Origin of the sequence: Chryseobacterium sp. G0162, assembly GCF_003815715.1 — a bacterium.
GTDB lineage: Bacteria > Bacteroidota > Bacteroidia > Flavobacteriales > Weeksellaceae > Chryseobacterium.
Genome location: NZ_CP033922.1, coordinates 4,094,073 through 4,119,981 on the forward strand (window position 1 = coordinate 4,094,073; position 25,909 = coordinate 4,119,981).

Here is a 25,909-nt window from a genome sequence, read left to right on the forward strand (position 1 = left end):
GCTAAATCACAATATGTCAAAAAGTGAGTCTGGAATTTAATAGACAATGGTACTTTAAGTATATCAATATCTTTTTTATTAATAAGAAACCTAAATTACAAAACATAAAACTATGAAACCAAAAATTATTTTCAAAAATTATTTTTATCTGATTTTGCTTATCAGTGCTCAATTACACAGTCAGGTTGGGATTAACACAAATACACCAGAAGCAACATTAGATATATTAAGTAAAGGGAATACAGCTTCAACCAAAGCTGTCAGAATCAACAACTCAAACAATACCGAGATGATAACGGTGACAGATGCAGGAAGAGTAGGTATTGGAAAAGTAAATCCGGCAGGCTCCCTTCAACTGGCCACAACCGACGTTATGGGAATTATCAGTGAAAGATCATCTAATAGCACAACCGGTGCTCCTTCCTACTTAATATTGAGGCGAAATAATTCTACGAATCCTTCTGTTAATGGAGCAGTAGTATCAGCGCAAGCTTTAGGTGCGGTTCTTTTTTCCGGAAATTCAGGAGATGGCTATAATGAAACAGGAGCTTTCATTAACATGTATCCTATGATCATAGCCTACGCAACACAAAATTTTTCTGCCACAGCACAGGGAGCTGAGCTTAGATTCCTGACCACGACTAATGGAACGACAACAAATGCGGTGAGAATGACAATTGCTAATGATGGGAAAGTAGGAATAGGAAGAGTGCCTGCTACAAACATTTTGGAAATAGCGGGAGAAGCATCTAAGAATACTGCAGGCTCATGGGTTGCCAACTCTGATGCACGTCTTAAGAAGGATGTTCAACAAATTTCCAGTAATGAAGCTTTAGATAAATTATTAAAATTGAAAGGGGTATATTATTATTGGAACGATAATAATACGGGAATTAGTCGTCCGAAAGAAAAGCAAATGGGATTTATAGCTCAAAATATACAAGAGATTTTTCCAGATAAAGTAACTACAGATTCGAATGGTTATCTTCAAACAGTTTATGGAGACTATGATGCCATACTTGTGGAAGCTATAAGAGCATTACATCAAAAAAATCAAAATCTTGAAAATAGAATCACTGAACTAGAAAAAAGATTAAAAAAATAAAAAATACTTAAAATTAAATTTCGCTTGCTATCTTGTTATGTGAATCGGCAAAAATCTAACTATTATCTAAAGAGTATTTTAGCTTCCCCATGCTGGCGCGAGCGTATCGCTCGTTGCTCATTATATAGTAAAGCGTAGACACAAAAAAAGCGAGTAAATAACTCGCTTTAATTTTATAATAAACTTTTATGTTCTAAATTCTAAGAGAAGAATAACTATAAATTTACTGATGGGTTCATAATGTCAATTATTTCCCGATACAGAACTTAGAGCTCATTTTAAACCATTGTTTATTAGTTTGTTATCATTTTCGAGGGACAAATGGGTCACACGATAAATTTAACCGTAATAAACTGTTTCAAAGATAGTTATATTTTTTAGTTCGAACCAAGTCAAATTTAAATTATTATTGATTTTCGATTGTAATTTAGTAATGGCTTTTTTTATCCTTGCTTTAATTTGATTTACATTTTGTACATCAGTTTGTTATGATTTTGTCACGAAATTATATGTGATTTTAGAATCTTAGCAATTATCACAAACAAAAAACTCCTGCAAATCATTATTTTGTAGGATTTAAATATTTTTTGAGGCTTTTTGAAAACTCTAGTTTTCATTGGTTTAGGAGAGGGAGGGATTCGAAATTTTTTCATTTTTAGCCCTGTTAGTGCTGTTTTCCGACTGTTGTATAATCGCTTTGCCACGATTCTGCCACAACCTTCGTTTATGCACTCCAAACTGCATTTTTTATGTCTTGGCGGAAAGGGAGGGATTCGAACTAACCCTATCAATTCAAAATCAACCTATATTTTAAGTACTTTTTACAATAGCTGCCATGATTCTGCCATTTAATTATCATCCCTAAAAAGCAATATAAACGCCAGCATATGTTTTAATCTATAATGATTTGACAAAGAGCAGTTTAATTCTTATATATTACAAATATAGTTATTTTCATTTTTCTAATAGAAAGTATTTATAGATAATCGAGGAGTCAAATCTATTATGGATGTTGTGATAAAACTACAATTTGCATTGTAATAGCAAAATGATAGGTTAGGGGTGAATTGAAAAGCTAAAAAAATATTCCGATAAACCCTTTTCAATTCTGCAAATTTTTCTAAGTTAGTAGAAGAGAAAAAGTCTTCGCTAAGTTTGTCCTTTATTGAATATATTTTTCTTCGAAGCCCCGTACTCCGTCGATACTTTTCGGTTCTTTGGGTTTTATCTCTCTCTCAAAATAATGTGATAAATGAAAAATAATTATCAAATTTTTATTAATTCCCGTAATAACCCTTGTTGGGTAGCATTTTTACATCCATTTACTTTTGTTGTTCCTGATGATGAAAAACCATGGGAAGTAAAACTTGAGGATATTAATAATATTTCATATAGTAATGGAAATTTGATAAGAATCGTTACTAAATTCGATATTGAAAAATCAGATTTGCCTGGATTAATTTGTTATGATGGTGCTTTGGCTATTCCAAAAAATGAAAACTTTAAAACAAAAGAATCGGCTTTAAATTATTTTAGCATATTTTTCACAAAATTATTACTAACAGATTTTTATGTTGAAGGCATTGATCATAAAGATATAGTTAATGGTAATTTAAATGAGAACTGGTCGATTTGGCCAACAGATTTAGGCAATAGTTCTATATCTCAAACGCATTCAAAAATCAGAATGCTCGTTGCAAGTAATATGGACACAATACAACTTTCGAATCCAAGAATAATATATGTTCAAGAAATTCTAAATAAAATAGAACTCGGAGGAAAGATATTACAGCAAATACCAAATTTAAATGCAAAATTTCTTTTAAGAGGTATAACTGAATTTCGATATAAAAACTGGGATCTAGTTTTATCAAATTTATGGATCACAGTAGAACAGTTAATTGATTATATATGGAATAATAAGTTCCTCCTAAATAATGATAATCATCCGGATGTTGAAATACCAAATCGTAAAAAATCAATGAAGGAAGATTCTCGAACTTGGTCAGCTTCAATAAAACAAGAAATATTATTCCAAAGTAAATTAATAGATGAAGAAACATTATTTTACTTATCTAAAGCTAGGAAGATAAGAAACAAACTTGTCCACGAAGGAATAGCTGTTGAAGAACAAATAGCAAAAGACATTTTAAAAACGACAATTAAAATAATAAAATCAATTGTTTCAGATTCTGATTTAGATTATTTATTGGAAAAAGATTTAAATAATAATAATAATATATATAGGAAAGCTAATTTTACTCCTGATTTTGATTGTTGGAAAAATTTACCTGATAAAAATTTCGTAGAAAATGTATTTGGAAAGGATATAACGAAGAAAGCAAAAAATTAGAAATATTTCTTTGAAAGCTGCTATTATTTATTTTGAAAGGCTAATTTATCAGGAAAATTTCTGTGACTAAAGGAACAATAAAAGCAGATCATAAGCTTGATCTGCTTTTTCTGGATAGACGCGGAAAGCGCGGTGCATAAGGTACACGCCAAAAAAAAGCCATACTTACGCATGGCTCAATTATCTCAGTATATGTTATTTAGTTCTCAATAAAAAATCATAAAATTAGGCGATGTATTTATATCCGTAAATCATGACGAATTCCGGACCGGTGTCTTTTGTGGCTACAAGGGTAATTTGCTTTTTATCTGGAGTGTAAAGGCCAAGAACAAATATAAAATGATCATTTTTATCGGTTTTTTCGATAAAAGATTTAATTTCATCAGGGTTGTATTTCAGTTTATTGATATGTATATCAAGTTCAAAGAAGATGTCCCATAGCCGCAAATTAAGATGTTCTTGGTCGATGATCTTTATTTCAAGTACAGGACGACATTCTTTCATTTTGGCAAGTTTGCGAAGTGCATTTATAGCTTCTGATGATAAAAGCCGTTCTTGGTCTGGAAAGGCTAATATTACCACAGGTGGCTGGTTATCAGAGGTACTTGCTGTAAACTGTACTCCCTCTGCAAGACCAAAGGATTCTTGTGTTGACATGGTACTTATTTTCTTGAAATTTTGGTTCCATTCGAAACTCCCCGGCTGTTCTGGATGATTCCAAAAACCGGTAGTAATTGAATGTAAAGTATTATTTTGTAAATTTTTTATGTTTGGGTAAGAAGTTTCTGTTTTTCCTGTATTGATCTCCATATTCAAGTCGGAATCAGTAAAATGAAAAATCAGATTGTAAATACCGGTTTCTTCATTGACCGTGATTGCTAAATCAAACAGGTTTTCGTGCAATATATCCATAAGCTTTTTACTTTCAGATCTGTTTTTTAACATTAGGATAAGAAGGTATTTACCATTGGTCATGGGCTGGATAGATAGCCCGTCATATTGAAAAGTGGAAAGATCCTGTTCAGTCAGGGTAGTTTTTGACATTAGTTTTGTTTTTTATAAATTTAGCGAAATGATTACAAGTAGAACAAAAAAATAAAGTTTATTTGTAATTTATCTTAATAACTAATAGCCTTAATTAATCAAATGAGCTTACATAAACTTCATATCATCGGAAAAAACCGTGACGCAGTAGCAACACAGAAAGGATTTACCTATCAACAGTTAAAAACCCTGGAGGACTGGGTCAGCAATCGGATCAATAATGGGGATGAAGATATATACTGTGAATATGAAGACGATATATTTACGCAGGACAGTGTTTCGGGCAAGCTTACATTTAAGCAGATCAAGTTATATAGCACTAATTTTTCCTTTACCTCTGAGAGTCTTGTTAATGCTCTGGAAAATTTCTTTTCCCTATATGTGAAGGGCGAATATAGCTTGAATGAAGTTGAGTTTGTTTTCGAAACTAATGTTTCTGTAGCAGGAAGAAATGTTGGAGATAATGACGCTAAATTATTGTCCGATTGGAATAAGAACCAGGGATTACTGTCCGAAGAACTATTAGGCAAGATCAGAGTGCGTATGCGAAAGATCCTTGATAATTATGTTAAAGAGAGACTCACAGAGCTTTCCGGAAAAGAAGCGACGAGGGAAGAAGCAGAGAAGGCGAAAATCGTGTATGATAGCCTTTCAGATCAGGATATCGACCAATTTATTAATTGCATCAAGTGGATATTTCATCGGGAAGAACCCAATGTAGCGGTCGAAAACGTTGTTGCAAATATCAAAGCGAATATTACCAAGCTTCCATTACCGTTGGAGGAAGATAGGATAGATGTTTATTTTGCACTTCTGTTGCAAGAAGTAATGCATAAATCCATTCAGGATGAACCTGAGGCCCGTAAACTTACCAAGGATCAGTTAGATTTAGTGCTTTTAAGCGCAGGTGAGGATGATGATAAGTGGTATGTTGAAATTTTTCAGCAGTTTAACGGTTATGCTCCGGAAATATTTTTAGCAGGTGAATTCCAGGCAGTAGTCAGTGCCGCTAGTTATTGCAGGTGGAAAAATATCTTTGATGGGCATCGGGAAATCTGGCTTAATCTTCTTATGTACTATATTGGCTCTGCTGACATCCCTTTGATTAGCAGGAGAAAGGCTATTTATGAATATACTTTTTTAAAGATTGGGCATAATTTTAAGCAGGACCGAAGTATTTCTCCTATTTCAGGAGATCAGTCCCTAATTATGGAATATATCGAAAGCTGGGAGCGAGAGCCTGATCTTAGATATCTGGAATTGGATATTGTTTTCCTTCAACTGGTTAAAGCACAAATTAAAGGATTTGGACTGAAATTTCCAATGGACGTACTTAAACGGTGGGAATTGGATATATTACATTTTCTTAATAGGCAGTAAGAAAACGAATCTAATGCCGACATGCTTTGCGAGATCTATGAACTACAGGGGCACTTGGCACAGGTAAAAAACCCTGATTTTCTTGAAGGAAGCCGGGAAGCTTTTAGCTTTTATCGCAAAATTCTTCCCCTTTTGGAGAAAGCTAACTTTTATTCGCTTTCCCAGCTCTATGCACAGATGCAGGAAATGACCAAGAATTTAGCAGAGTTAGGAGGTAACGATGAAATTGCGGAAGCAATTGATGAGTTTATGGGTGAAATAGAGGATCATGCAATAAAAAGTGGTCACCGGCATTACGCGGCGAAAAATCTCGTTGAAAGAGCTGATGCATACATAAATAAACATGATCTTCCCAGTATGCTCAAAGCCCTGGAACTTCTGCATAAGGCAAAGGAAAAATGGCGCCTCGAATACACCAATAAAGGATATATATTGTCACTACTGGAACTATCGAAGGTGTACGAAGCAATGGGTATGAGATATGCTGCAAAATATTATGCTATGATTGCGAGCTGGAATATTTGGCAAGCAAAAGATGATAGTCTGAGAAAATACCTTCCTAGAGCAATATTTTTTATTTTGCATATTGATTTTCTTCACGGGGCATGGGCTGCCTGTCTTTCAGAGTTTGAAATCTTTTTAAAAACCAAGATAGAATTTGATGAAAAAGGTATTGATTACAGTAGTAAGTATTTTCTTGATGCAATTAGTGAAATTACATTTATTGCGGCGACAGGAAAAATAATACATCCTTGCGTAAATGGTATTCTGGAAAATATTAAATCCAGATTTGATGGTTTTTGGACCGATCATATTGACCCTTTATCCGATATTGTCACCACGGAGTTAGCAGATCCCGATAAACTTAATACTGTTCTTCAATCCAAACTGTCTGATATGCCATGGAATGATATTGGTAGGACACGAAAAATCAGATTTGTAGCACTTGGCAATGAATGGAATTTTATATTTGAAAATTCAGAAATGATGACGGGTATTTCGGAGGAATTCATTGCAAATCTACAGATCCATCTTTGTGAAATTGCGCAGTCATATGCATCATACTTCAAGACAGGCGAATCTATTGTTGTACATATTTCGGAAGGGCATTTTCAACATGAATTGATAGGAGAAAATGAGTTTAAGATATGGATTCCGGATTTTGACAGTACCGACGAAGAAGATATAAATATACATTACCGTTATCTGTCAACTCTTTCCAGGGTAATTCTTGAAAGTGTCTGCAAGTTAGAAAAGGAAGAGTATCTGAAATTTTATACTGAGGAATTACTAAAGTGCAAGGAAGTTGGCAGAAAAGTCTGTGAAGCATATAGTTTTCAGCGAATCTATAAACACTCTATTATCAAGGACTCGGTAATTGTTGATGAGATTGTAAAATTGCCTGAATTTACGCCAGACGGTTTGCATATAAGATATGTTAATTGGCTTTCATTTTAACGTAAGCATACGAGAACAGTGGCTTTTATAGGTGTCGAAGAAACACTCGTCCATGTTTGGTTAATGAGCTATAGTTATATCAAATAATCTGAAGAAACTATTGCTAAATAAAGTGTATTTTTGTTAGGTTACGCCTACTAAGCTAGTAGTAATGTCCATATTTTCCCGTTAGACCAAGCGAAATATATTTATGAGTAAACCTGAATATTTTCAGAATATTACAAAATACCTTATTAATTATGTTGCTTACCTTGAGTACAATAACTCATTGGGATTGAGTGACTATACGATATTTGCTGAACATTCATTTAAAGATATTTTAAATAAGATTTTTGGCTGGAATCTTGTCAATGCAAATTTTATCAAAAAAAATCAAAGTAGCTATGATCTTCTGTGTGAAAAAAATGGCGTTTTTGTTCAGGTTACTTCCAATAAGAAGCATAAGCAGAAGTATGACAGCAGTATTCAATCTTTTAAAAAGTTGAATGTAAGAGCGAACCGATTTATTGTTCTCTTTATCCGAATGGGGCTCAATAAACAACTGCTTGAATCAGTGAAGGAAAATGGAATAACTTATGAGGCATTTGACGTCCCTAAATTATTGGATTATATATTTGAGAATTGCTCGACACCGGGGAAGTTTCAGGAGATCAATGAAATCCTGGAGGAAATGCTACAGCCAACGATGGTTGGATCTAAAAAGCACATTCCAATAAAATTACCGGAGCAGAAAATTATGCCCCTTTCCAATGGGATTTATGTAGATAGAAGCAGATTGGTAGAGGATTTATTTTCCTTTGTACAGAATGATAATGGTTTATTGATCGGTGGTCCCGGATATGGGAAGAGCTATATTCTTGAAGAGCTTCAGCGATATTGTGTTGAGCGCTCTGTTAATTGTTATCTGATCAGGATAAATGATCTTACAACCGGGACATATGAAGAAATAGGTGAAGAGCTTAAAGTCAATAGAGACTGGCTCGGTGTTCTTGGTCAATTAAAACATTCAGAGCATCGGTCGATACTTATTTTTGACGCCTATGATACGGCAAAGGATGGAACTCTGAAGGCGAATATCATGAAAGCTATTAAAAAATCGCTGTCGGACCTGGGTGATGATTGGCGGGTTTTAGTCAGTGTCAGGACTTATGATGCTACAAAGTCAATAAAACTTTTAGAAATGTTTCCTAATGGCAACATTAATCGTCAGTTTTCCTGCCGTTATTTCGACATTCCGCAGCTTTTGGATACGGATGTAGAAGCTGCGCTGGATGCTATCCCAGAATTTAAGAATATTCTAAAAAAATGTAACGAGGAGTTACGTAAGCTACTAAGGATACCCTATTTTCTCAATATTTTCTATTTGATCCTGAATGGGGATAGATTCAAAGTCAAAACATTCATCGACGTGCAGAGCGAAGAGGAGCTTCTCAATAAATTCTGGACTAACAAAATTGATGATAGTCTCGAAAAAATAATATTTCTAAAAAAGATGACAGCTCACATGGCTGAAAAGCAAAGTTTATCCTGTGATCTCAGTCTAATTGTCAATGAACAGAACACCGCAGTATTACATGAGTTAATCAGTTCCGGGATTGTGGAGGAAGTTTCGATCACCAAACAAAAAATAGCGTTCACACACAATATCCTACTTGATTTTGCCATCGCAAAATTTCTTTTGCAGGAGCAGATAAAGGAGCAGGTAAACTATGTCCAGAAAAACGAAAAGATGCCTTTTATCTTTAGGCAGGCTTTTATCTACTTTTACAGCAAGTTATACCGGGATGAAAATGCTACTTTCTGGCAGCATTATTTCAAAATTGCTGAGCAGGACAGTCCTATATTTCGTCTGTTTCATCAAACTTCCCTTATCTACGTCCTGGTAAATTTGTACAGGAAAGCGGAGGATATCGATATTATCTATTTGGAGCAAGACACACAGAAAAGAGCAAGTATTATTAAAAAGGTTTTGGAGGTCATCAGATTTATAACCAAAGGTAACTTGCGGGAAAAAGATGTAGATCTTCTTTTAAGGGTTTCATCAGATCTCCACATCAGCCACCTGTGGGAAATAGGAATTTTGATTCAGAACGGCATTGAGCAGTTTTCGGGGACTAAAAATAGTAAAATGATTGCAAAGCTTTCGGCTGCCAGCTTTCTTTGCTTTGATTTTATCCTAGAAAAGAGAAAGGAGCTGCGATATAAAAACTATGTAGATCGCAATGGAGGATGGAGAATAATTCATAACCTATGCAGGACCCTGCCTTGTAATTCAGCTAAAGTCGAAAAGTATTTTAAACGTATTCTACTGCTGTTAAAAGAAGAAGACTTTCCGATCACCTATTTCAATGAACTTGCTGAAAATATCACAACTATTTTTTTATTTAAAAGGGGATTAGCGGTCAAGATATATAAAACTCTATATTTTCATGTTGAGAACAGCGATCGGGTGACAAACTTTGGAACCAGTGCATTAGTGCTTCGGAGCAATCGGAAACAAGATTTTAGTATGATCCATTATATATTGGAGGAAAAGTTTAATGAGCTTCTGGAAATTGACTTTGATGAAGCAATGAGGCTTGGATTTTCGATTTATGAGCTTGCCGATAATGGCTATGAAGGATACCGTTATCGCTCGGCGGAACTGAAAGTTGGAAAATTAAAATCCAAAATAAGGTCGGATTATTCCAGATATGACTTCGATGAGGATAAGGGCCCATCTTCTTACGCAGACAGAATTCTTCAATTTGTGTTTGAAAATTTCAATGAAAAGAAAAATTTTAATACCGGTGTTGGACATATTGAGAGTGTTATACCTGAAATCGTTTCGGCTATGCTATGGCGGCGATTAATCAAAAATATGGTAAAATACCCGGAGGCTATAGAAGGGATTGCTTATCAGGTTCTTATTGAAAGGCAGTTCTATATTTTTGACGAAACTTTATTTGAGTGCGGTGAGCTGCTCAATAAAGTATGGCCATATTTTTCGAAAGCAAAAAAGCAAAACGTTGAAAATGTAATTATTGCGCTGTTGAAAGCCACTGAATTCGACCTTTACCCGGGAATGGCAGAGAGCAGGGTGAACCAGTTGCTGAATTGTATTCCATTTGGAAACGTTATTAGTGATGCAGCAAAGGAAATTCTGGATAACCAAGAAAAAATTCCAAATCAGCCTTTAATACAGCACGGTAATCTGCTTGCTGATGTATCTTTTGCGACCAGGGAGGAGAAAATAATTAGACTTGGATTTTCACTTGATAGTATGAAGGATATGCTTAATTTCGAAAAAATTGAAGAGCTGGAAGCATTTAATAACCGTTTTGCTGATAAGCATGTGAAGCCTGTAAGGTCAGACTATCAAAATATTATGTCTTATCTTGAGTCTTTATTTCTGGTATGCCAGCAGTGGCCAGAAATGCAGAAAATTAGCTTTGAGCTGGAAATAGCAAGATTTCTTTCCATTTTTTCGGAGCAGGGTAAATTGCTGAATGCCAAGAAACAAGGGTTAGCAAAGAGAATTGCTATGCATTATATTAATGATCCTTGCTATCAGAAGGAAGCATATGAGGAAGGGGATCTGAAAGATAAGTGGGGAGTTTATGGCCCAACGGCAAGAAATATTTCAGTAAGGATACTGTTAAAATTGCTGCATGCATTCGGTGACAAGGAGATCCAGGGAATGGTAGCAGATTTAATGGCAGACAATGAAAAGATTACTAGATATTTTGCACTTGCTGGGTTACCTTACTTTTGGAGACATGATAAAGGGCTTTTCTGGAAAATTGTTGAAGAACGATCTAGGATAGAAGGTGATGGTATGAGTTTAAACAAATTGATGCTTGCGGTTTGCCATAATGACATTATGGATGCAGATCCTCTAAAAGTTGAAGATTTTGTGGCTTCAGTTTTACAAAAAATGAGCGATTCATTGATCGATCCTGCTCAGGAATATTGGCGTGTTTTGGTTGTCATCATGCTAAAAATGGTTGTATTCCAAAAGAGCGTACGTATGGGTGAAATCATTAGAGAAAACCTAGGAGTGAAACCCTTTGTCAATGGATTGATCTTTGAGATAATGAAAACAATTGATCCGCACTCAGAAAAGAACAATTATATTGAAGAACCTGCGAAATATGAGGATCTGTTGGGTTTGGTTATGAGTATTGCCGAATACCAGTTTGAAATGATCCAAGATCCAGCAGTTTCCAATGGAAAGAAATCTGATGCGTACGAAGTAGTCTACCACTTAATTATGCATCTTTATTTCACCGTTGATAGAGGCAAAGGTGAAAATAAGAATAATTCTATTGGCAGAATTGAAAAGCTGGCTTTCTACCATAAAATAAAACCGGTGATAACCTATATTGTAGAGCAATTGGTTCTCGAGCAAAGTGGCAATGCAACTGCTCGTGCGGGCTTTTATCTGATGCAAATGATAAACAGCCTTTTTGAACTGGATCCTCAGAACATGCTGTCTTTTACAGAGTCAATCGTCTGTTCGTCTTCCATATCTGGATTTACAAATGATTATTCAATGCTCAAGGAAATCATAAAAATGACGGAAGCTATTTTAACAGATTATCGTGAATTGCTTGATCAAAAGGAGAATTTCAACAATCTGATTTCAATATTGGACTATTTTTCAAATTCAGGCTGGCAGGAAGCTATGGAGATGACTTGGAGGATAAAAGAGGCATTTTAATCATGTTTTTTAGTATTGTTTATGGAGACCATATACATATATCGTAAGGTTTGCTATGTCAATTTAACTATAGTGGTAGAAAGCCAAGAGTTTTGAAATACCCGAACCTTTAGCAATGGTCCGATAAAAATATTGATACATTGTACAGTCATACTATAAAAAGAAAGAACTCGCACATTTTGTTAGGAATTTAGTACCTAATTTAAAATTTCTATATTAAACCCAAAAAAGATTTATTATTGTGGAAATGGACTGGATGGATACCGAGTATATAGAAACGGTGCTAAAAGATAAAAAAGGGCTTGAATTTCAGAAATACGTGGAAAATTTCCTTCGGAAAAAGTATGTCGGCGAGTTTCAGCAGGTGGATTCAAAAGGCAGGCTGGGGGACGGTGGGAAGGATGGGTATATACGGAGTACCAGGGAATATTTTGCAATATCCTCGCAAGAGGATGACCTGCCGCGGAAAATAAGACGGGATTTTATTAGCTGCGTTAATAAGAACCTCCTTGTGAATAAATTCATTTTTGTAAGCTATCAAAAAATAGGTCCCAGGGAGTGCGATGTTCTTGACCAGTTGCAGTTGAATCACCCGGATATAAAGTTTGAAACGATGAACGCCAGGTATATTGCGAAGGAAATGGTTCACTTTTCAAAAAGGGACGTATTGGCGGTTCTTGGAAAGCCCTTGCCTTTTTTAGATCCGAACATAATCTATTTTCACGAAGAACGGGAAAAAAGAGTTTCTTTTACCCTTTGGGAGTCGGCAAAAGATTCCGTTCCTGTATATATTGCTGTGGCAGTTGTATGTGGATTATTCTGTGGAATCTCCCTCCATTACATGACTGAAAGTGCCATGCTGTTAGCTTTTGTAGGTTCATTAGCACTGTTGTTTGTTTACTATAAATTAGGTAAGAAGAGCCTAAAAAATTTTAAATATGCCCACAAAATAGTTTTCCTGATACTAACAGACAGACTTCGAAGAGGAGGGGAGACTATTCTTAACGAAAACTTCCATTTGACAGTAAGCTGGGATCAGGGGTGGAATTTTTCGATCCGGCATAGATCTGCAGACTGTATCAAAAAGGGCTGTTCGGGGAAAGTTTATCTGTATAATACGGAAGTGAACACCTTTATTGGAAGATGTGAAAAGGACGACATCAACCATACGTATAATGTGGATAGGAATTTTTACGCTGATCTGAATTAATGTGCATTCTAACTGCTTTTTAAAGAACTTAGATTCTTGATTTTATTTATTCGTATATTTGGAAATAGCATAACCTTAGGTGTAAGTTCACTTAGACAATAATTTCAAAATCGATTACATGTATAGTTTAAAAGTATTGGATCATAAAGACCTGAATGATAGGGAATGGGTTCTCTGTAAAGGGAATTTAAATGATTATTTGAATAGTTTAAAACCTGAATTTTACAATTTTTCTATTCAAAGGAAAATCATTGAGAATCAATATTTGGATACATTGGTTTCCACGGTCAAAGATGGCGATCCATTACCGATGATAACATTAACCCATAATTCTCCAAGATTAAATATTCAAATCGGAGGGGACATATTGTTAGATATGCACCATGTTGAAATTTTAGATGGTTTACAGCGTACTTTTAGGCTTTGGGCCCATAATCAGCTTGTTAAAGAGTTTTACCATTCTGGAATTGATGACCCTGGTACATTTGCAAAAGTGATCAAAGAGAAATATCCGATTTTCTTTGATACAGGAATTGTGACCTACGGTAAGATCAAGAATTTATTTGAGAATAATGAATTTGAAACGATCAGAAATGCATATAGCAACTTCGAAGTTTATTTTATTGTCTGGTTGAATTTAAGTCCGAAGAGAGTAATTCATAAAATGCTTGTTTTGAATGCAGGACAAAAGAGCGTAACTATTACACATCAATTCGAACTGTTATTTTTATATCTGTGGGAAGATCTTCAAAAAGAATTGAAGGGTGAAATTCGGCTTTTCAGGGAAAAAGATAAAGAGGCATTTGCTATTAAAAGAGGTAAGAGAGAGGTTGGTGACTATTTATTTAGTTCAATTATCGTTGGTTTAAGATCTTTCATTGAAAAAAAACCTGTAAGGGTAAGTGTTGACGATCTAGATGTGACGGAACTTTTAAATGAGTCGAGTGAGTTTCCACTAAACGAAAATATTTTTAATCCTGATTTTATAGCAATTTACCTCAGATATCTTAAAGATCTGGATGCTGCAGTAGTTGAAAAGTATGGTGAAGAGGGTAGCAAATGGTTCGTAAAAGATACTACGCTGTCGGGATTGTTGGCCGGTATCGGGAGTTTTGCTGAAATCCATGACGAATTTTCAACAAATATGCTTATTGACTCTTATGTAGAAAATATCAAAAGACTAATTGATAAGGTGTATACATTTGGATTGAATCTTGAACAATTTACCGCTGAGTATAATATGTTATCCAGTCGATCTGTTAATATTGGATATTTTATCAGAAATGTGATAAAGGACTATACTGTGAAGCTTTTATCAGGTAATAATCCAACGTGGAGCGAGGTATTTAGTTCAAATTATAAAAAAGCCTAATGTATGACTGGTAGAGAGATACTTTTAAGATTTTATAAGTTAGTACACGACCATTATACATTGGCAATTCCTGATTTTGACGACCAGTTATTAGTTGATTCCAATGATGTCATTGTCGATAATATGAGGGCAACTCCAACAATAGTGGCAAAGCCGAAAATCCATGATTTTCTGAATGTTTTTAAGGAAAGTAAAATTGGTGCAGATTATTTAGACGATGAGTTTGATGTCCTGGAAGATGTTAAGATAATAGATTTTTCCTTAGCAGAATTTCAAAAAAGAAATCGTGCATTTAGCTATTCGGATACCGAGTTTGGTTACCTGTCGTTGGTAAAGTTGTCCAAGATTTCTCCGTTATCAAGTATTTCTTCAACTTCCACGGAATACCGAACATTAATAGACTTCATTTCTACAGCAATCGAAAAAGGTGAAGATATTAAAGTAACGTCCTTATTGGACCTGATTGAAAATTCTGATGTAAATAGCGGATTATTAGTTCATAAAATCGTTCCTACTAATAGTGACTTAAGTACCTATTCGTATTTATATTACAAAGAACTGTTACAAGGCGGAGAAATTGAATTGGATTCTGATTTAATGTATTCAGGTATTCATGGTGCTACAGCTACTTTGAGACCTACTACAAGATATGAGCAATATTTTGAGTTATATGATATTATCAATGAACTCAATTTAGCAAAGGATATAATAACAAGATTTCTTAAACTTTATCATATAATAGAGTACTTAGTTTATAGAAGGGAGTTGGTCGAACTTGAGCAAAAGGCACGTACCAATCGCACTTTCATCAGAGAAATCCACAGCTTTACAGGCAAATCTCAGTCAGATAGCGAGTTAAATGTTCTCAAAAAAAATTTTAAGAAAATATTTGACGCTGAAATCGCTGCCAATGGATTTGATATTAATCCGCTTACAGTGCAAGCAGCTAGTTTCTTAAGAACTTACTGGGGGATCAATGTTGACGCTACCAACCGGTTGAATTGTACCGATGCCACGAATGTTGTTAATCTGATCTATAGAATAAGAAATAGTATTGTTCACAACAAAGAAAGCGAATTTCATATTACTACGTCAAATCCAGATGAATATGGTGAAGTTATTGCTTTATTAAAAAAAATCATAGAGATTCTTGAGCGGCAAGTTTTGAACAAAATATCAAGTGATGATGTCATGATAAGTTATCAAAATGATCACATTGAACTTTATTAAAATTTACTGCAAAATTTTAAGAGAATTCATAGTTTGGCAGACTATAACAAGAAAAATATAGCAGATAGCGTAATCCGGGGCCAATAGCATTGGCTTCGGATTTTTGTATCATAAGAATAAAGTTTAAAAGATACCCCTTATAGAATCTTTACAGATTATAAGGGGTATGACAATATTGCTATGCATAAACGTTGGAAATCTTTTTTAAGGTTCGGATCTCTACACAGATTCGAACTATTCCTTTTCAAATAGTGTAGAATCACTGTTTTAATCATTCTCAATTTATTACCACGATTCTGCCAAATAATTATAAATTATATTTCAATTGCTATTACCAATAAACAAAGGAGTTGAATAGAACCAATAAAAAGGACTCTAACATTCTCCTGCGGAACATTGAAGTCAATTTAGCATTGTTGAAACAGCTCCACTGTATTAAGATAGCCGGATGATAGGAGAGAGAGTATATTCTATGTAACTCAAATTTTGCAGCTTCCTAAAATATTTTGTGAAAAAGAAGCTAGTGTTTTAATTTAATGAATTTTTACTATTCAAATCCAATTTAATTTTTTCCGAGGCCACTTTTGTTAGTTCATCTACAATCCTCAGATAAACCTCTGTGGTTTTAACATCCTTATGCCCTAATAATTTTGAGACCGTGTAGATATGCGTACCCGATGTCAGCTGTAAAGTAGCGAATGTGTGACGAAAACCATGGAATGTAAAATGTTTTTTTATTCCAGCATTTTTAAGCCATTCAGGGAGGAATTTGATTACGTCAGAATAGGTTAGACCCTCGAAAATTTTTGCATCATATTCACCATGAGGATTCAGTAGTGAAAGGGTATCATCTGAAATAGGGTAGTATTCTGCCTTTCCCGTTTTATTCTGCTTATATAGTATATAATAATTTCCGGATGTTCCCTGTATATCGCCCCACTTTAGATTTTCAATATCGCAGAAGCGAAGCCCGGTTAGTGCAGAAAACAGGCCTGCTTTCTTAACAAGAGGGGAGCTGCATTCGGAATTGGCCATTTTTTGTAATTCATCCCTAAAAAGGTAAGGTCTATGGGTATCATTTATTTTGATATTATAAATGGCATTTCCGAGATCTGCCGAAATGTATCTGTTTCTATAGGCTTTTTTAAGAACGGATTTAAACCTTGAAAAATAAGTGGAAGCCGTATTCTTTTGAATTTTTCTTTTTGAGCGTCCAAGCGCAGGAGAAGATAGTAGATAATTCTTATACGCCTCACAGAGTGTTTCATTAAGATGTTTAAATAGAAATACTTTGCCCACAAATTTTTTAAAATAGGTAACTGCCATACTCCAGTGCATGGATCCTGGTCTTTTATCTGCTTCTTTTTGAAAAAACTCTACAAAATCAGCATTCAATTTTGTTTTAATCAGAAATCCATAGTCAGCATTATCAAGGTCAATTTGCCGCTGAGCACGTATATGCTGAGCCAATGAAGCGGTTTTTTTATTATGAAGTTTTTCAAATTCGGATTTCGGCCGATTGTAAATGTATAGTTTGAGATAAAATTTTCTAAGCAGCTTGCCGGTTGTTTCACTTTGGATAGGGGGATAAATGTCTAAATACAAGCTTTTTCTTCCTTTACCTATCGGCTTATGGCGCAAGGTTACTTTTGCCATGATCTTGGTATTAGGGATTAGGGTAGATTTGGGGTTAGTCAAACTGACCCATAGCAAACGCTATTGAAGTCCTCTAAAATATCAGGAAGTCAATTTTACTCTATTTTGGAGGCTATTGATTCTAATAAATTAGTGCCAGATCTAATACATTAATTCTTGTTTTTCTCACAGATAGGTTGATGGCTTTTAGGCGGCCTGTAGTAATTAAGAAATACACCATTTTTGTACTGCATTTTAATATTGCAGAAGTTTCTTTGACCGTAAGGTATATCGGCGGACTTATAGATTGGTACTTTAGTTCTTCAATATTTCGAACCGCATACCTTGTGTAATCTATTTTTTTATTTCTTTGTTCGAGTTTATAGGCTTTTCTATTGCAAGTGTGACTACAGTATCTGGTAACTATAGTTTTAGCAATGAATTTTGTACCGCAATATTGGCAGACTCTTTCAATTCTGATATTTGAGCTCATAATCAGATTTTTTAAGTCCAAAAAAATACTAATTCAGGCCATAGGCTTCAATAATGGCATTAGGGATGTCATTATACTCCTTTATTCAGGGCAACTCAATTAAATGGATACAAAATTCAGCCCAAAGATTAGGTTAATCTTTGAAAAATAATTCTAAAATTTAGTTTTTTAAGGGGGTATTCAAATTAAATAGGTTTTTCGGTTGATTACAATTTTTAAAAATAGTCAAGCGATGGAGTTTATAAAAACAATAATTTCTCCAATTTAAGGGTATATAGAATCCATTAGCCCTCTTTAAAGATCATTTAATAACCATTAGACTATTTTAGACCAAGGAATTCTATAACCATTCTATTTTCTTTTGCTCGAATTTTTGTGATTTTATGCCAAAGGGACAAGAAAAGGGACAAAAATTCTAACCTTAAAAATTGCGAAATCACATAAGTTGCACAAAATCAAGGTGTTATTGAAATGTTGGTAAAAAGAGCAATTGGCTGTATATCAGTTGGTTATGTATTCTACTTCCCGATACAAAACTTAGAGAAAATATTCCCTAACACTTCATCATTGGTAACTTCACCTGAAATCTCACCTAGGTGCTCCAATGCATTTCTCAGCTCATAAGCCAATAATTCCGTAGAAATCTTAAAAGAAATAGCTTCTTTTACTTTGTTTACAGCATCCAAAGATTTTTGTAAAGCTTCGAAGTGACGTTGGTTAGTAATAACCACATTATTCTCTTGTGATTTTAATTGTTCTACGTAAGAAGATAATTCATTTTTAAGATCCTGGATATTTTGATTCTCAACAGCCGATATCTTAATGAAATCAAGTTCATGAGAAATAGCATTTCTGAAGACATCTTCTACGGTTTCATATTTGGTAGGAATAACTTCGTCAATTTTTGTGGCACAGATGATTAATTTCAGATCCTCTCTTAATAATGACTGGATCATTTCAATATCTTCTGAGAAATCTTCAGTAGCAGCATCAGCCAGATACACTAAAATATTGGCATTTTCTACCTTTTCCTTCGCTTTTTTTACTCCAATGGCTTCAATTTCATCTACAGTTTCACGCAGTCCGGCAGTATCAATCAAACGGAAAGCATGACCTTTAATGTGAAGAACCTCTTCAATAGTGTCTCTTGTGGTTCCGGCAATATTACTTACAATAGCTCTCTCTTCTTTCAGTAAAGCATTGAGTAAGGTAGATTTCCCTGCATTAGGCTTCCCGATAATCGCAACAGCAGTACCGTTTTTAATAGCGTTTCCATACTGGAAGCTCTCAATAAGAGAATTTAATTTAAGGTCAATTTTATCTAATAGTCCGCTTAAAGCAGTTCTGTCAGCAAATTCCACATCTTCTTCTGCAAAATCAAGTTCCAATTCTATAAGGGAAACAAAATTCAGAAGGTCAGTTCTTAATAATGATATTTCGTTAGTAATTCCACCTTTTAATTGGTTGATGGCTACTTTTCTGGATGCTTCATTCTCAGAGGCAATCACATCAGCAATCGCTTCTGCCTGAGAAAGGTCAATTCTTCCATTGATAAAAGCGCGAAGTGTAAATTCTCCCGCTTTAGCCATTCTCGCCCCATTTTTAATAAGAGTTTCAAGAATACGTTTTCCGATGTGTGGTGAACCGTGAAAAGCAATTTCTACAGAGTTTTCTGTAGTGAAACTTTTCGGTGCCAGGAAAATGGAAAGCATAATTTCATCAATCGCTTCCTCGCCATCCATAAAATACCCATAGTGGATCGTATGAGATTTCTGTTTCTCCAGCTTTTTTGCAGGAAAACTCTTCTGAACTATAGGTAAAACATCATTTCCGGAAACTCTGATAATGCCTAAAGCACCTATTCCATTAGCGGTAGCCAGTGCACAAATAGTATCGTTATTCATGCTGCAAATTTACGCTTTTTAATGCAAATTTTACAGAGGTTACAATTTGGATTGTCTATACTTCTTATCATGAAGAAGTTTCCGGAATTATTTAGATGCTGAAATTATCTCTTAAACAGAAAAACAGGTTAAATTATATTAATATTTTCATAATATCGGATAAAAAGAAGCCCTCTTTTTGTGCAAATGAGCATATTCCAATAGATAAATTTTATTATATGAGTAATAAGACATTGAAGGACGAAAACGTGGAATTATTTATGGATTATACCGGATTTCAGAAGGATTTATGGACTGAATGAGTAAATTTTTTATAAATCGTAGAATGTTGATACATATTGCTTTATGCTTTTATTGATTTGCTCTTTTTGGGATGAAAGATCAATATAAACATATAATAATATTGAATTTTTAAATAATATGAAAAAAAATATGAAATATATGTAGTTTTGATTTATATAGAATATTGTTTATCAATAAGTTGTTTTTGTTTAAAATTCTAACACTGTAAAAAAAATATTTTTGTTGAAAATGAATTTTGGAGTAGCGTTGCATTGTTATTTAAAATAGTAATGAAGTTTGGTATATTAATTGTTGGGTAGGGATTCGAAGATGTGAAAAAAGCACATATTTATAATTAAAATATGAATAATCCGTTAATTTAGCATAAAAATATATGAATAACTTATTTTTTTTCGATTTTAATAAAAAAATGATTTTTTTATTAATGATTGCCTTCTATGGGGTTGTAAGTGCCCAGACCTGTACGCCTTATACAGGGCAGGCAATGGTAAGCGGAAATACGTATTGTATTGATGGTAACTATACTACAGTGAGTGGTGTTACGATTCCGAATGGAGCAACGCTTATTGTAAAATCCGGACAGTTTCAGGTTTCCGGTATTCAGGTAATGGGCGATCTGGAAATTGGAGATGGAGCAAGCGTTAAGTCTAACGGTTCTATTCAGATTGGAACATTTGGTTCTCAACAGAATTCAAAAGTTAAGCTAGGGACAAAATCTTTTCTTTCTCTTACAGGGTCGGTTACTCAAGGAGATCCAACTTTTGGTGGACTTTATCCTGGAACTACCGCAGTTATTGAAATGGGAACCAGCAGTGTAGTGGAGATATGTGGAACATTTACCCAACAGTCAACAACTTATCCATCTGTTGAATATGTTGGGATTCCTACCGGTAAAGCCTATTGTATTGCGAAAGCTGATGTAAGTGGTGGTGGCGGAGCTTCTATCATCAGTGATGATAGCCAGATTGTGGCTATTGCTATGGGAAGTGTGACAGGCCTTGGTATGGGAAATGCAAGTTTCTGTGGTCCTAATGCTACATCCGCTACATGTCCATCACTTTGGCCGGCAGGATTATCTAATGATAAAACTAGTTGTGGTAATGCGCCTACAATTATTGATGATATGGATGCCTTTTGTACAAAAGCAGGTACTACGGGAACTCCTGATGGATTTACCAAGTTTGGAATTACAATACAACAGAAAAACAATGCATGGCCAGAAAATGTTCCCAACGGATTTGTTGCGATGGAAGCAAAAGATAAAGGTTTCGTGATTACCAGAGTTCAGCATGTAAGCCAGACTCCACAGCCGGGAGATGCGATTGCCGACCCGAAAGAAGGAATGCTTTTGTATGATCTTCAGGATAAATGCGTGAAATTGTACAACGGAACAGCATGGAAGTGTGTAGAACGAAGCTGTAATAATTAATCTAAAAATTAGGAAAAGAATGAAAAGCATAAAAAATATAAGCATAGCAATTGCCTTTTTTATTTTTAATACCTCTATTGCTCAGGTAGCAATTGGGAAACAAGTGGTAGATGGAAACAGTACAGTGTTGGATTTCAATAATGTATCCGGAAATACAAATGGATTGATTCTTCCTGCAACCTCTGGACTACCAACAGGGTCTTTAGTGAACGGAACATTTGTTTTTGATGTAACAGATAATAAAGTAAAGGTTTATGAAAATGATGTATGGAAATCTTTATCTGATGCAGGGAATTCAAGTGCTGTTATTGCTAACAATTCCGCAGAAGTAGGGAAAGGTGTAGTTATCGGGGCATCATCCAGTACTGCAGATGGAGTATTGGTATTGGAGTCTCCGGATAAAGCAATGATCCTTCCGCAGATTGCAACTCCTCATATTAATGTGAAAAACCCATATCCAGGAATGATGTGTTATGATACAACCAGTAAAACATTGGCAATATTTGACGGATCAGTATGGAATTACTGGAAATAAACCTGAAATGAAATAATTTCCGGGGAAACCAGAAGTGTATAAGTTTATAATGTGTATTGAAGCAGTGGTATATGAATATATATCACTGTTTTTTTTATGGTTATTATGATAAAAAGAGAGACTACACTTGAAAAGCTGTAATCTCTCAGTTAAACAAATAATATAAATTATAATATTCTCAGTTTTCTATGAAAGGACGTGTATCATAATGCTGAGATATTATTTCATCATAGAATATCGTGTTAAATAGGCCTCTTTTTTATTTGTGTTTTTAATTGATATTATTTGTTTAGATTATTAAATAAATCTCATCCCTTTTGATTTCTACCGTTTGTTTTTTTTTGTATTCGTAATACTTTTGTTAGATTAAATAAAATGAGAGTAGTTTGTAGCGGGGTAAATTTTATATTTGATGTTTATTCTTTTAGAAGTGTTTTTTTTATTATGGTAATGGTTTATATTTTTCACATCACAAACATATTCAATAATGATAAATTTTTCCAAAAAACAACATACGACATAGCTACACTATAGATACTACTTTGCCTGTAATTGATTGGTTTTTATATTGTTATGTTTTTATTGGTAAGAATGGCAAAATTGCTTTTTGTAAAATGAAAATAGATAACCCTTCTTAGAAGAATCATTTTTTAGCTTTAATATGAGTTGTTTTTTTAATGAAAATACTCCTTACGATGTAAATTTTATACCCTATATTATGGAATAGATACGATTAAAAAGAGCGGGAATTTTAATATATAATCAGCTTTTTTATCGCCTTAAGCAGCGTGAAAAAACCTGCTCTTGAAGAGTAGGTTTATGGTAAGTTTTAGGGTTTGATGTATTGATTTACAGTGTTATTTTTTACTTATACAATTTGGGCACTTTCTTTAATGCTGCTCATCACAAAAATACTTTTAGTCTGGCCAATTCCTTCAATCTCTGATAGCTTATTAATGAAAAATTCATGAAATTCATCCATGTTAGGAGCCAGGATCTTTAGCATAAAGTCAAAATCTCCGCTGATATTATAAAATTCAACCACTTCTTTCAATTTGCTGACTTCTTCAATGAATTTTCCTGCCGTTTTTTTATTATGAACATTCAAGGCGATCATACAGATAACCATCATCCCTTTATTCACTTTTTTTCGGTCTACTACAGCAGTATATTCTTTGATAATTCCCTGTTTTTCCATACGCTTAATGCGTTCATGGGTAGGAGTAGGGCTTAGGTTGATTCTTGCTGAAATATCACGAACGCTCATCTTTGCATCTTTTTGGAGGAGCCGCAGGATAGAAAGGTCTTTTTCGTCGGGAGTGTAATTTTCTGTTGGCATTTGTTCTGTTTTATAGGATTAATTTTATGATTTTAGTTGTTTTGTTCTTTTAATTGATCTTATTTAGTTTTATTGTTCCAAATTTAATGTAAAATTTTTACTTACGTTCTGTTAATTTTAATTTTGCAGGAAATTTGAATATATGGATACAAGGAAAAATGTAATATTAATTTTAGCATCGGTGGGAACTTTTGTGGAGGCTTTGGATATTGCCATTATTAATTTAACCATTCCTTCTATTCAGGAGCAGTTTCACATCGGAGCAGGAACTGTTCAGTGGTTGCAAACGCTGTATGTATTGTTTTTTGGAGGTTTTCTGATTATTGGCGGAAAACTTTCCGATCAGATAGGAAGAAAGAAAATGTTCTTATTGGGAGCTCTGATTTTTATGCTCACTTCATTAGGAGCCGGTCTTTCCGAAAGCTTTAATATATTAGCCATATTCCGTGCTTTGCAGGGATTGGGGGCTGCATTGGTGATGCCTGCAGCCTTGTCTATTGTAACCAATACTTTCAGGGAAGAACAAGAAAGAAACCGGGCGATTGGAATCTTCAGTTCTTTTGCTGCTATTGGTTCGGGAAGTGGCCTTTCTGTAGGTGGGATTATCAGTACATACCTAAGCTGGCACTGGGTTTTCCTTATTAATGTTCCGATTCTTCTCATCACATTGATTTTGTCTTATTATTACTTACCAAAAGATGAGAAAAATGAAAAGGCACAAAAAGCAGATATTATTTCCGGAATATTAATGGTCGTTGGACTTTTAAGCCTTACCTATGGGACACATGAGCTGGTTCATATCAAAGAGCAGCCTTTTCTTGTGATAGGTTCATTAGTGGTTGCTGTACTGTTTTTAGTGATGGTATTCTTCAGGTTGAGAACTGTTGCAGAACCTTTATTTGATTTGAAGTTATTCAGACATGGTTCCCTGGTGGTTTCCAATGCGGCTTTTTTCACGCTGGGAGCATTTTTCATCGGGTTTTTATTCCTGATCTCTTTAATGCTTCAGAGGGATATGGGATATAGCGCAGCTTCAGCAGGATTGATGCTCGTACCATTTAGTGTTCTTTCAGCTTTAACAGCTAAATTTATACTGCCTCATGTTTCAAAACGATTGAGTTCATCTCAAATGGGAGTATTAGGATGGTCATTTATGCTGGCTGGGGGATTGTTGTTGTTGATTTCAGTGTATACAGGTCATCCGCTAACTATGGTTTTATTAGGATCTGCTTGTATTTCGGGAATAGGGATGACGTTCTGCTTTACTGCACTTTCAGTGATGGGAATTCAGGATGTTGAACCTTCCAATTACGGATTGGCATCAAGTTTGAGTTCTACAAGTTACTTCCTGGGAGCTGGAATCGGGCTTTCATTCATGACTTTAATGAGTCAGGTCTTTCCTTCAGAATTTGCAGTGGGAAGCCTGAATCTGATCGTACTGATTAGTTATGCTCTTTTAGCCCTTGGAATGTTATTCTATTTTATATTAAAAAGCTTAAAAATGAAGCAGACAGAAGTGGCTGTTTCATGATAAGCGACCTTAAAATTACACAAACTATATGAGCAAGGAATTGGTGTTTAGGCACCGGTTCCTTTTTTTTGCTTTTCACAGTATCGCCCTTCTTTACTACCTTTGTAGCATGAGAATACAAATCATTAGTGACCTTCATCATGAATTTGGAAGAACTGAATTATGTTTTGATAATGCAGATGTTATTGTGCTGGCTGGTGATATTAATCTGGGAACTAAAGGAATTAAATGGATCAAGGAAATTATTCCTGATAAACCGGTAATATATGTATTGGGGAATCATGAATATTATAAAGGAGCATATCCGAAAACACTTCATAAAATAAAAGAAGTGGCCAAAGATTCCAATGTTTTAGTGCTTGAAAACTCTTTTGTAGACATTGAAGATATTCGTTTTCATGGAACTACTTTATGGACCGATTTTTCAATCTTTGGAAATCCTGTGAAATACGGAATGATCTGTCAACCGAAGATGAACGATTATAAAAAGATCAGGCGTGATCCGTCTTACTCAAAAATGAGAACCATAGACACGTTCAAAATTCATCAGCTTTCAAAAGTATGGTTGCAGGAGAGTCTTGAAGTTTCAAAAGAACTTAAAAATATAGTCGTTACCCATCATGCACCAAGCATTCAATCTGTACCGGAACATTATAAGGAAGATCCATTGACCTCTGCTTATGCATCCAATCTGGAGCATATGATTCTTGAGCATCAACCATTATACTGGATTCATGGGCATATTCATACACCGTGCAGGTATCATATTGGAAAGACCGAAATCATTTGTAATCCCCATGGATATATCGATGAAAAGTATAATGGATATGAGAACGAATTGATTGTTGAAATATAGGAAGAATTAGTTTGGCTTAAAAGGTTTGCT

General features: G+C 34.6%; 17 protein-coding genes. 12 read left to right on the forward strand and 5 right to left on the reverse strand.

Annotated features, from left to right (window positions below; translation table 11 throughout):
• Positions 1–112: 112 nt before the first annotated feature.
• The gene (locus EG344_RS18400; RefSeq protein WP_123910824.1) at positions 113–1,105 is read left to right on the forward strand and encodes a tail fiber domain-containing protein; all 993 of its coding nucleotides are present in this window, start codon (positions 113–115) and stop codon (positions 1,103–1,105) included.
• Between the two features lie 1,252 nt (positions 1,106–2,357).
• Positions 2,358–3,458, forward strand: a complete 1,101-nt coding sequence (locus tag EG344_RS18405; protein ID WP_123910825.1) for a hypothetical protein — start codon at positions 2,358–2,360, stop codon at positions 3,456–3,458.
• 225 nt (positions 3,459–3,683) lie between these two features.
• Here EG344_RS18405 and EG344_RS18410 read toward each other — a convergent pair whose 3' ends face one another.
• A complete protein-coding gene (locus EG344_RS18410) occupies positions 3,684–4,502 on the reverse strand; it encodes a hypothetical protein (protein ID WP_123910826.1) in 819 nt (272 codons plus the stop codon).
• 102 nt (positions 4,503–4,604) lie between these two features.
• On the opposite strand from EG344_RS18410, the gene EG344_RS18415 reads away from it, so the two are divergent.
• The 6 genes from EG344_RS18415 (at position 4,605) to EG344_RS18440 (ending at position 15,854) form a co-directional block, all read left to right on the forward strand.
• Positions 4,605–5,882: a dsDNA nuclease domain-containing protein gene (locus tag EG344_RS18415; protein ID WP_123910827.1), complete on the forward strand. Its 1,278-nt coding sequence runs from the start codon at positions 4,605–4,607 to the stop codon at positions 5,880–5,882.
• Positions 5,883–5,903: 21 nt separating this feature from the next.
• Positions 5,904–7,340, forward strand: coding sequence for a hypothetical protein (locus EG344_RS18420; protein ID WP_123910828.1), 1,437 nt, complete (start codon positions 5,904–5,906; stop codon positions 7,338–7,340).
• A gap of 190 nt (positions 7,341–7,530) precedes the next feature.
• Positions 7,531–12,042, forward strand: coding sequence for an SMEK domain-containing protein (locus EG344_RS18425; protein WP_123910829.1), 4,512 nt, complete (start codon positions 7,531–7,533; stop codon positions 12,040–12,042).
• 247 nt (positions 12,043–12,289) lie between these two features.
• Positions 12,290–13,252: a hypothetical protein gene (locus tag EG344_RS18430; RefSeq protein WP_123910830.1), complete on the forward strand. Its 963-nt coding sequence runs from the start codon at positions 12,290–12,292 to the stop codon at positions 13,250–13,252.
• A gap of 136 nt (positions 13,253–13,388) precedes the next feature.
• Positions 13,389–14,624 carry a hypothetical protein gene (locus EG344_RS18435; protein WP_123910831.1) on the forward strand — a complete coding sequence of 412 codons (1,236 nt, stop codon included), beginning with the start codon at positions 13,389–13,391 and terminating at the stop codon, positions 14,622–14,624.
• Between the two features lie 3 nt (positions 14,625–14,627).
• Positions 14,628–15,854, forward strand: coding sequence for a hypothetical protein (locus tag EG344_RS18440; RefSeq protein ID WP_123910832.1), 1,227 nt, complete (start codon positions 14,628–14,630; stop codon positions 15,852–15,854).
• Positions 15,855–16,382: 528 nt separating this feature from the next.
• Here the strand turns inward: EG344_RS18440 and EG344_RS18445 are convergent.
• From EG344_RS18445 to mnmE, 3 genes are all read right to left on the reverse strand, one after another.
• Entirely contained in the window at positions 16,383–17,510 is a 1,128-nt protein-coding gene (locus EG344_RS18445; RefSeq protein WP_123910833.1) for a site-specific integrase, read from the reverse strand.
• Positions 17,511–17,631: 121 nt separating this feature from the next.
• The gene (locus EG344_RS18450; RefSeq protein WP_123910834.1) at positions 17,632–17,982 is read right to left on the reverse strand and encodes a helix-turn-helix domain-containing protein; all 351 of its coding nucleotides are present in this window, start codon (positions 17,980–17,982) and stop codon (positions 17,632–17,634) included.
• A 518-nt stretch (positions 17,983–18,500) separates the two neighbouring features.
• Positions 18,501–19,886 carry a tRNA uridine-5-carboxymethylaminomethyl(34) synthesis GTPase MnmE gene (mnmE, locus tag EG344_RS18455; RefSeq protein ID WP_123910835.1) on the reverse strand — a complete coding sequence of 462 codons (1,386 nt, stop codon included), beginning with the start codon at positions 19,884–19,886 and terminating at the stop codon, positions 18,501–18,503.
• A gap of 712 nt (positions 19,887–20,598) precedes the next feature.
• Here mnmE and EG344_RS18460 point away from each other — a divergent pair.
• Together EG344_RS18460 and EG344_RS18465 are read left to right on the forward strand one after the other, a co-directional pair.
• Positions 20,599–21,618: a hypothetical protein gene (locus EG344_RS18460; RefSeq protein ID WP_123910836.1), complete on the forward strand. Its 1,020-nt coding sequence runs from the start codon at positions 20,599–20,601 to the stop codon at positions 21,616–21,618.
• Positions 21,619–21,637: 19 nt separating this feature from the next.
• Positions 21,638–22,153, forward strand: coding sequence for a hypothetical protein (locus EG344_RS18465; RefSeq protein WP_228412761.1), 516 nt, complete (start codon positions 21,638–21,640; stop codon positions 22,151–22,153).
• 868 nt (positions 22,154–23,021) lie between these two features.
• Here EG344_RS18465 and EG344_RS18470 read toward each other — a convergent pair.
• On the reverse strand, positions 23,022–23,492 hold the full coding sequence (locus tag EG344_RS18470; RefSeq protein WP_123910838.1) for an Lrp/AsnC family transcriptional regulator: 471 nt from the start codon (positions 23,490–23,492) through the stop codon (positions 23,022–23,024).
• Between the two features lie 142 nt (positions 23,493–23,634).
• Between EG344_RS18470 and EG344_RS18475 the strand changes: the two genes are divergently transcribed.
• Together EG344_RS18475 and EG344_RS18480 are read left to right on the forward strand one after the other, a co-directional pair.
• On the forward strand, positions 23,635–25,023 hold the full coding sequence (locus EG344_RS18475) for an MFS transporter (protein WP_123910839.1): 1,389 nt from the start codon (positions 23,635–23,637) through the stop codon (positions 25,021–25,023).
• A 109-nt stretch (positions 25,024–25,132) separates the two neighbouring features.
• Positions 25,133–25,879 carry a metallophosphoesterase gene (locus EG344_RS18480; protein ID WP_123910840.1) on the forward strand — a complete coding sequence of 249 codons (747 nt, stop codon included), beginning with the start codon at positions 25,133–25,135 and terminating at the stop codon, positions 25,877–25,879.
• The last annotated feature ends 30 nt before the right edge of the window (positions 25,880–25,909 follow it).

Excerpts from the sequence above, each read along its gene's own strand:
- EG344_RS18400 (WP_123910824.1), top strand. The coding sequence starts at position 113 with ATGAAACCAAAAATTATTTTCAAAAATTATTTTTATCTGATTTTGCTT.
- EG344_RS18405 (WP_123910825.1), top strand. The coding sequence starts at position 2,358 with ATGAAAAATAATTATCAAATTTTTATTAATTCCCGTAATAACCCTTGT.
- EG344_RS18410 (WP_123910826.1), bottom strand. The coding sequence starts at position 4,502 with ATGTCAAAAACTACCCTGACTGAACAGGATCTTTCCACTTTTCAATAT.
- EG344_RS18415 (WP_123910827.1), top strand. The coding sequence starts at position 4,605 with ATGAGCTTACATAAACTTCATATCATCGGAAAAAACCGTGACGCAGTA.
- EG344_RS18420 (WP_123910828.1), top strand. The coding sequence starts at position 5,904 with ATGCTTTGCGAGATCTATGAACTACAGGGGCACTTGGCACAGGTAAAA.
- EG344_RS18425 (WP_123910829.1), top strand. The coding sequence starts at position 7,531 with ATGAGTAAACCTGAATATTTTCAGAATATTACAAAATACCTTATTAAT.
- EG344_RS18430 (WP_123910830.1), top strand. The coding sequence starts at position 12,290 with ATGGACTGGATGGATACCGAGTATATAGAAACGGTGCTAAAAGATAAA.
- EG344_RS18440 (WP_123910832.1), top strand. The coding sequence starts at position 14,628 with ATGACTGGTAGAGAGATACTTTTAAGATTTTATAAGTTAGTACACGAC.
- EG344_RS18445 (WP_123910833.1), bottom strand. The coding sequence starts at position 17,510 with ATGGCAAAAGTAACCTTGCGCCATAAGCCGATAGGTAAAGGAAGAAAA.
- EG344_RS18450 (WP_123910834.1), bottom strand. The coding sequence starts at position 17,982 with ATGAGCTCAAATATCAGAATTGAAAGAGTCTGCCAATATTGCGGTACA.
- mnmE (WP_123910835.1), bottom strand. The coding sequence starts at position 19,886 with ATGAATAACGATACTATTTGTGCACTGGCTACCGCTAATGGAATAGGT.
- EG344_RS18460 (WP_123910836.1), top strand. The coding sequence starts at position 20,599 with ATGATTTTTTTATTAATGATTGCCTTCTATGGGGTTGTAAGTGCCCAG.
- EG344_RS18465 (WP_228412761.1), top strand. The coding sequence starts at position 21,638 with ATGAAAAGCATAAAAAATATAAGCATAGCAATTGCCTTTTTTATTTTT.
- EG344_RS18470 (WP_123910838.1), bottom strand. The coding sequence starts at position 23,492 with ATGCCAACAGAAAATTACACTCCCGACGAAAAAGACCTTTCTATCCTG.
- EG344_RS18475 (WP_123910839.1), top strand. The coding sequence starts at position 23,635 with ATGGATACAAGGAAAAATGTAATATTAATTTTAGCATCGGTGGGAACT.
- EG344_RS18480 (WP_123910840.1), top strand. The coding sequence starts at position 25,133 with ATGAGAATACAAATCATTAGTGACCTTCATCATGAATTTGGAAGAACT.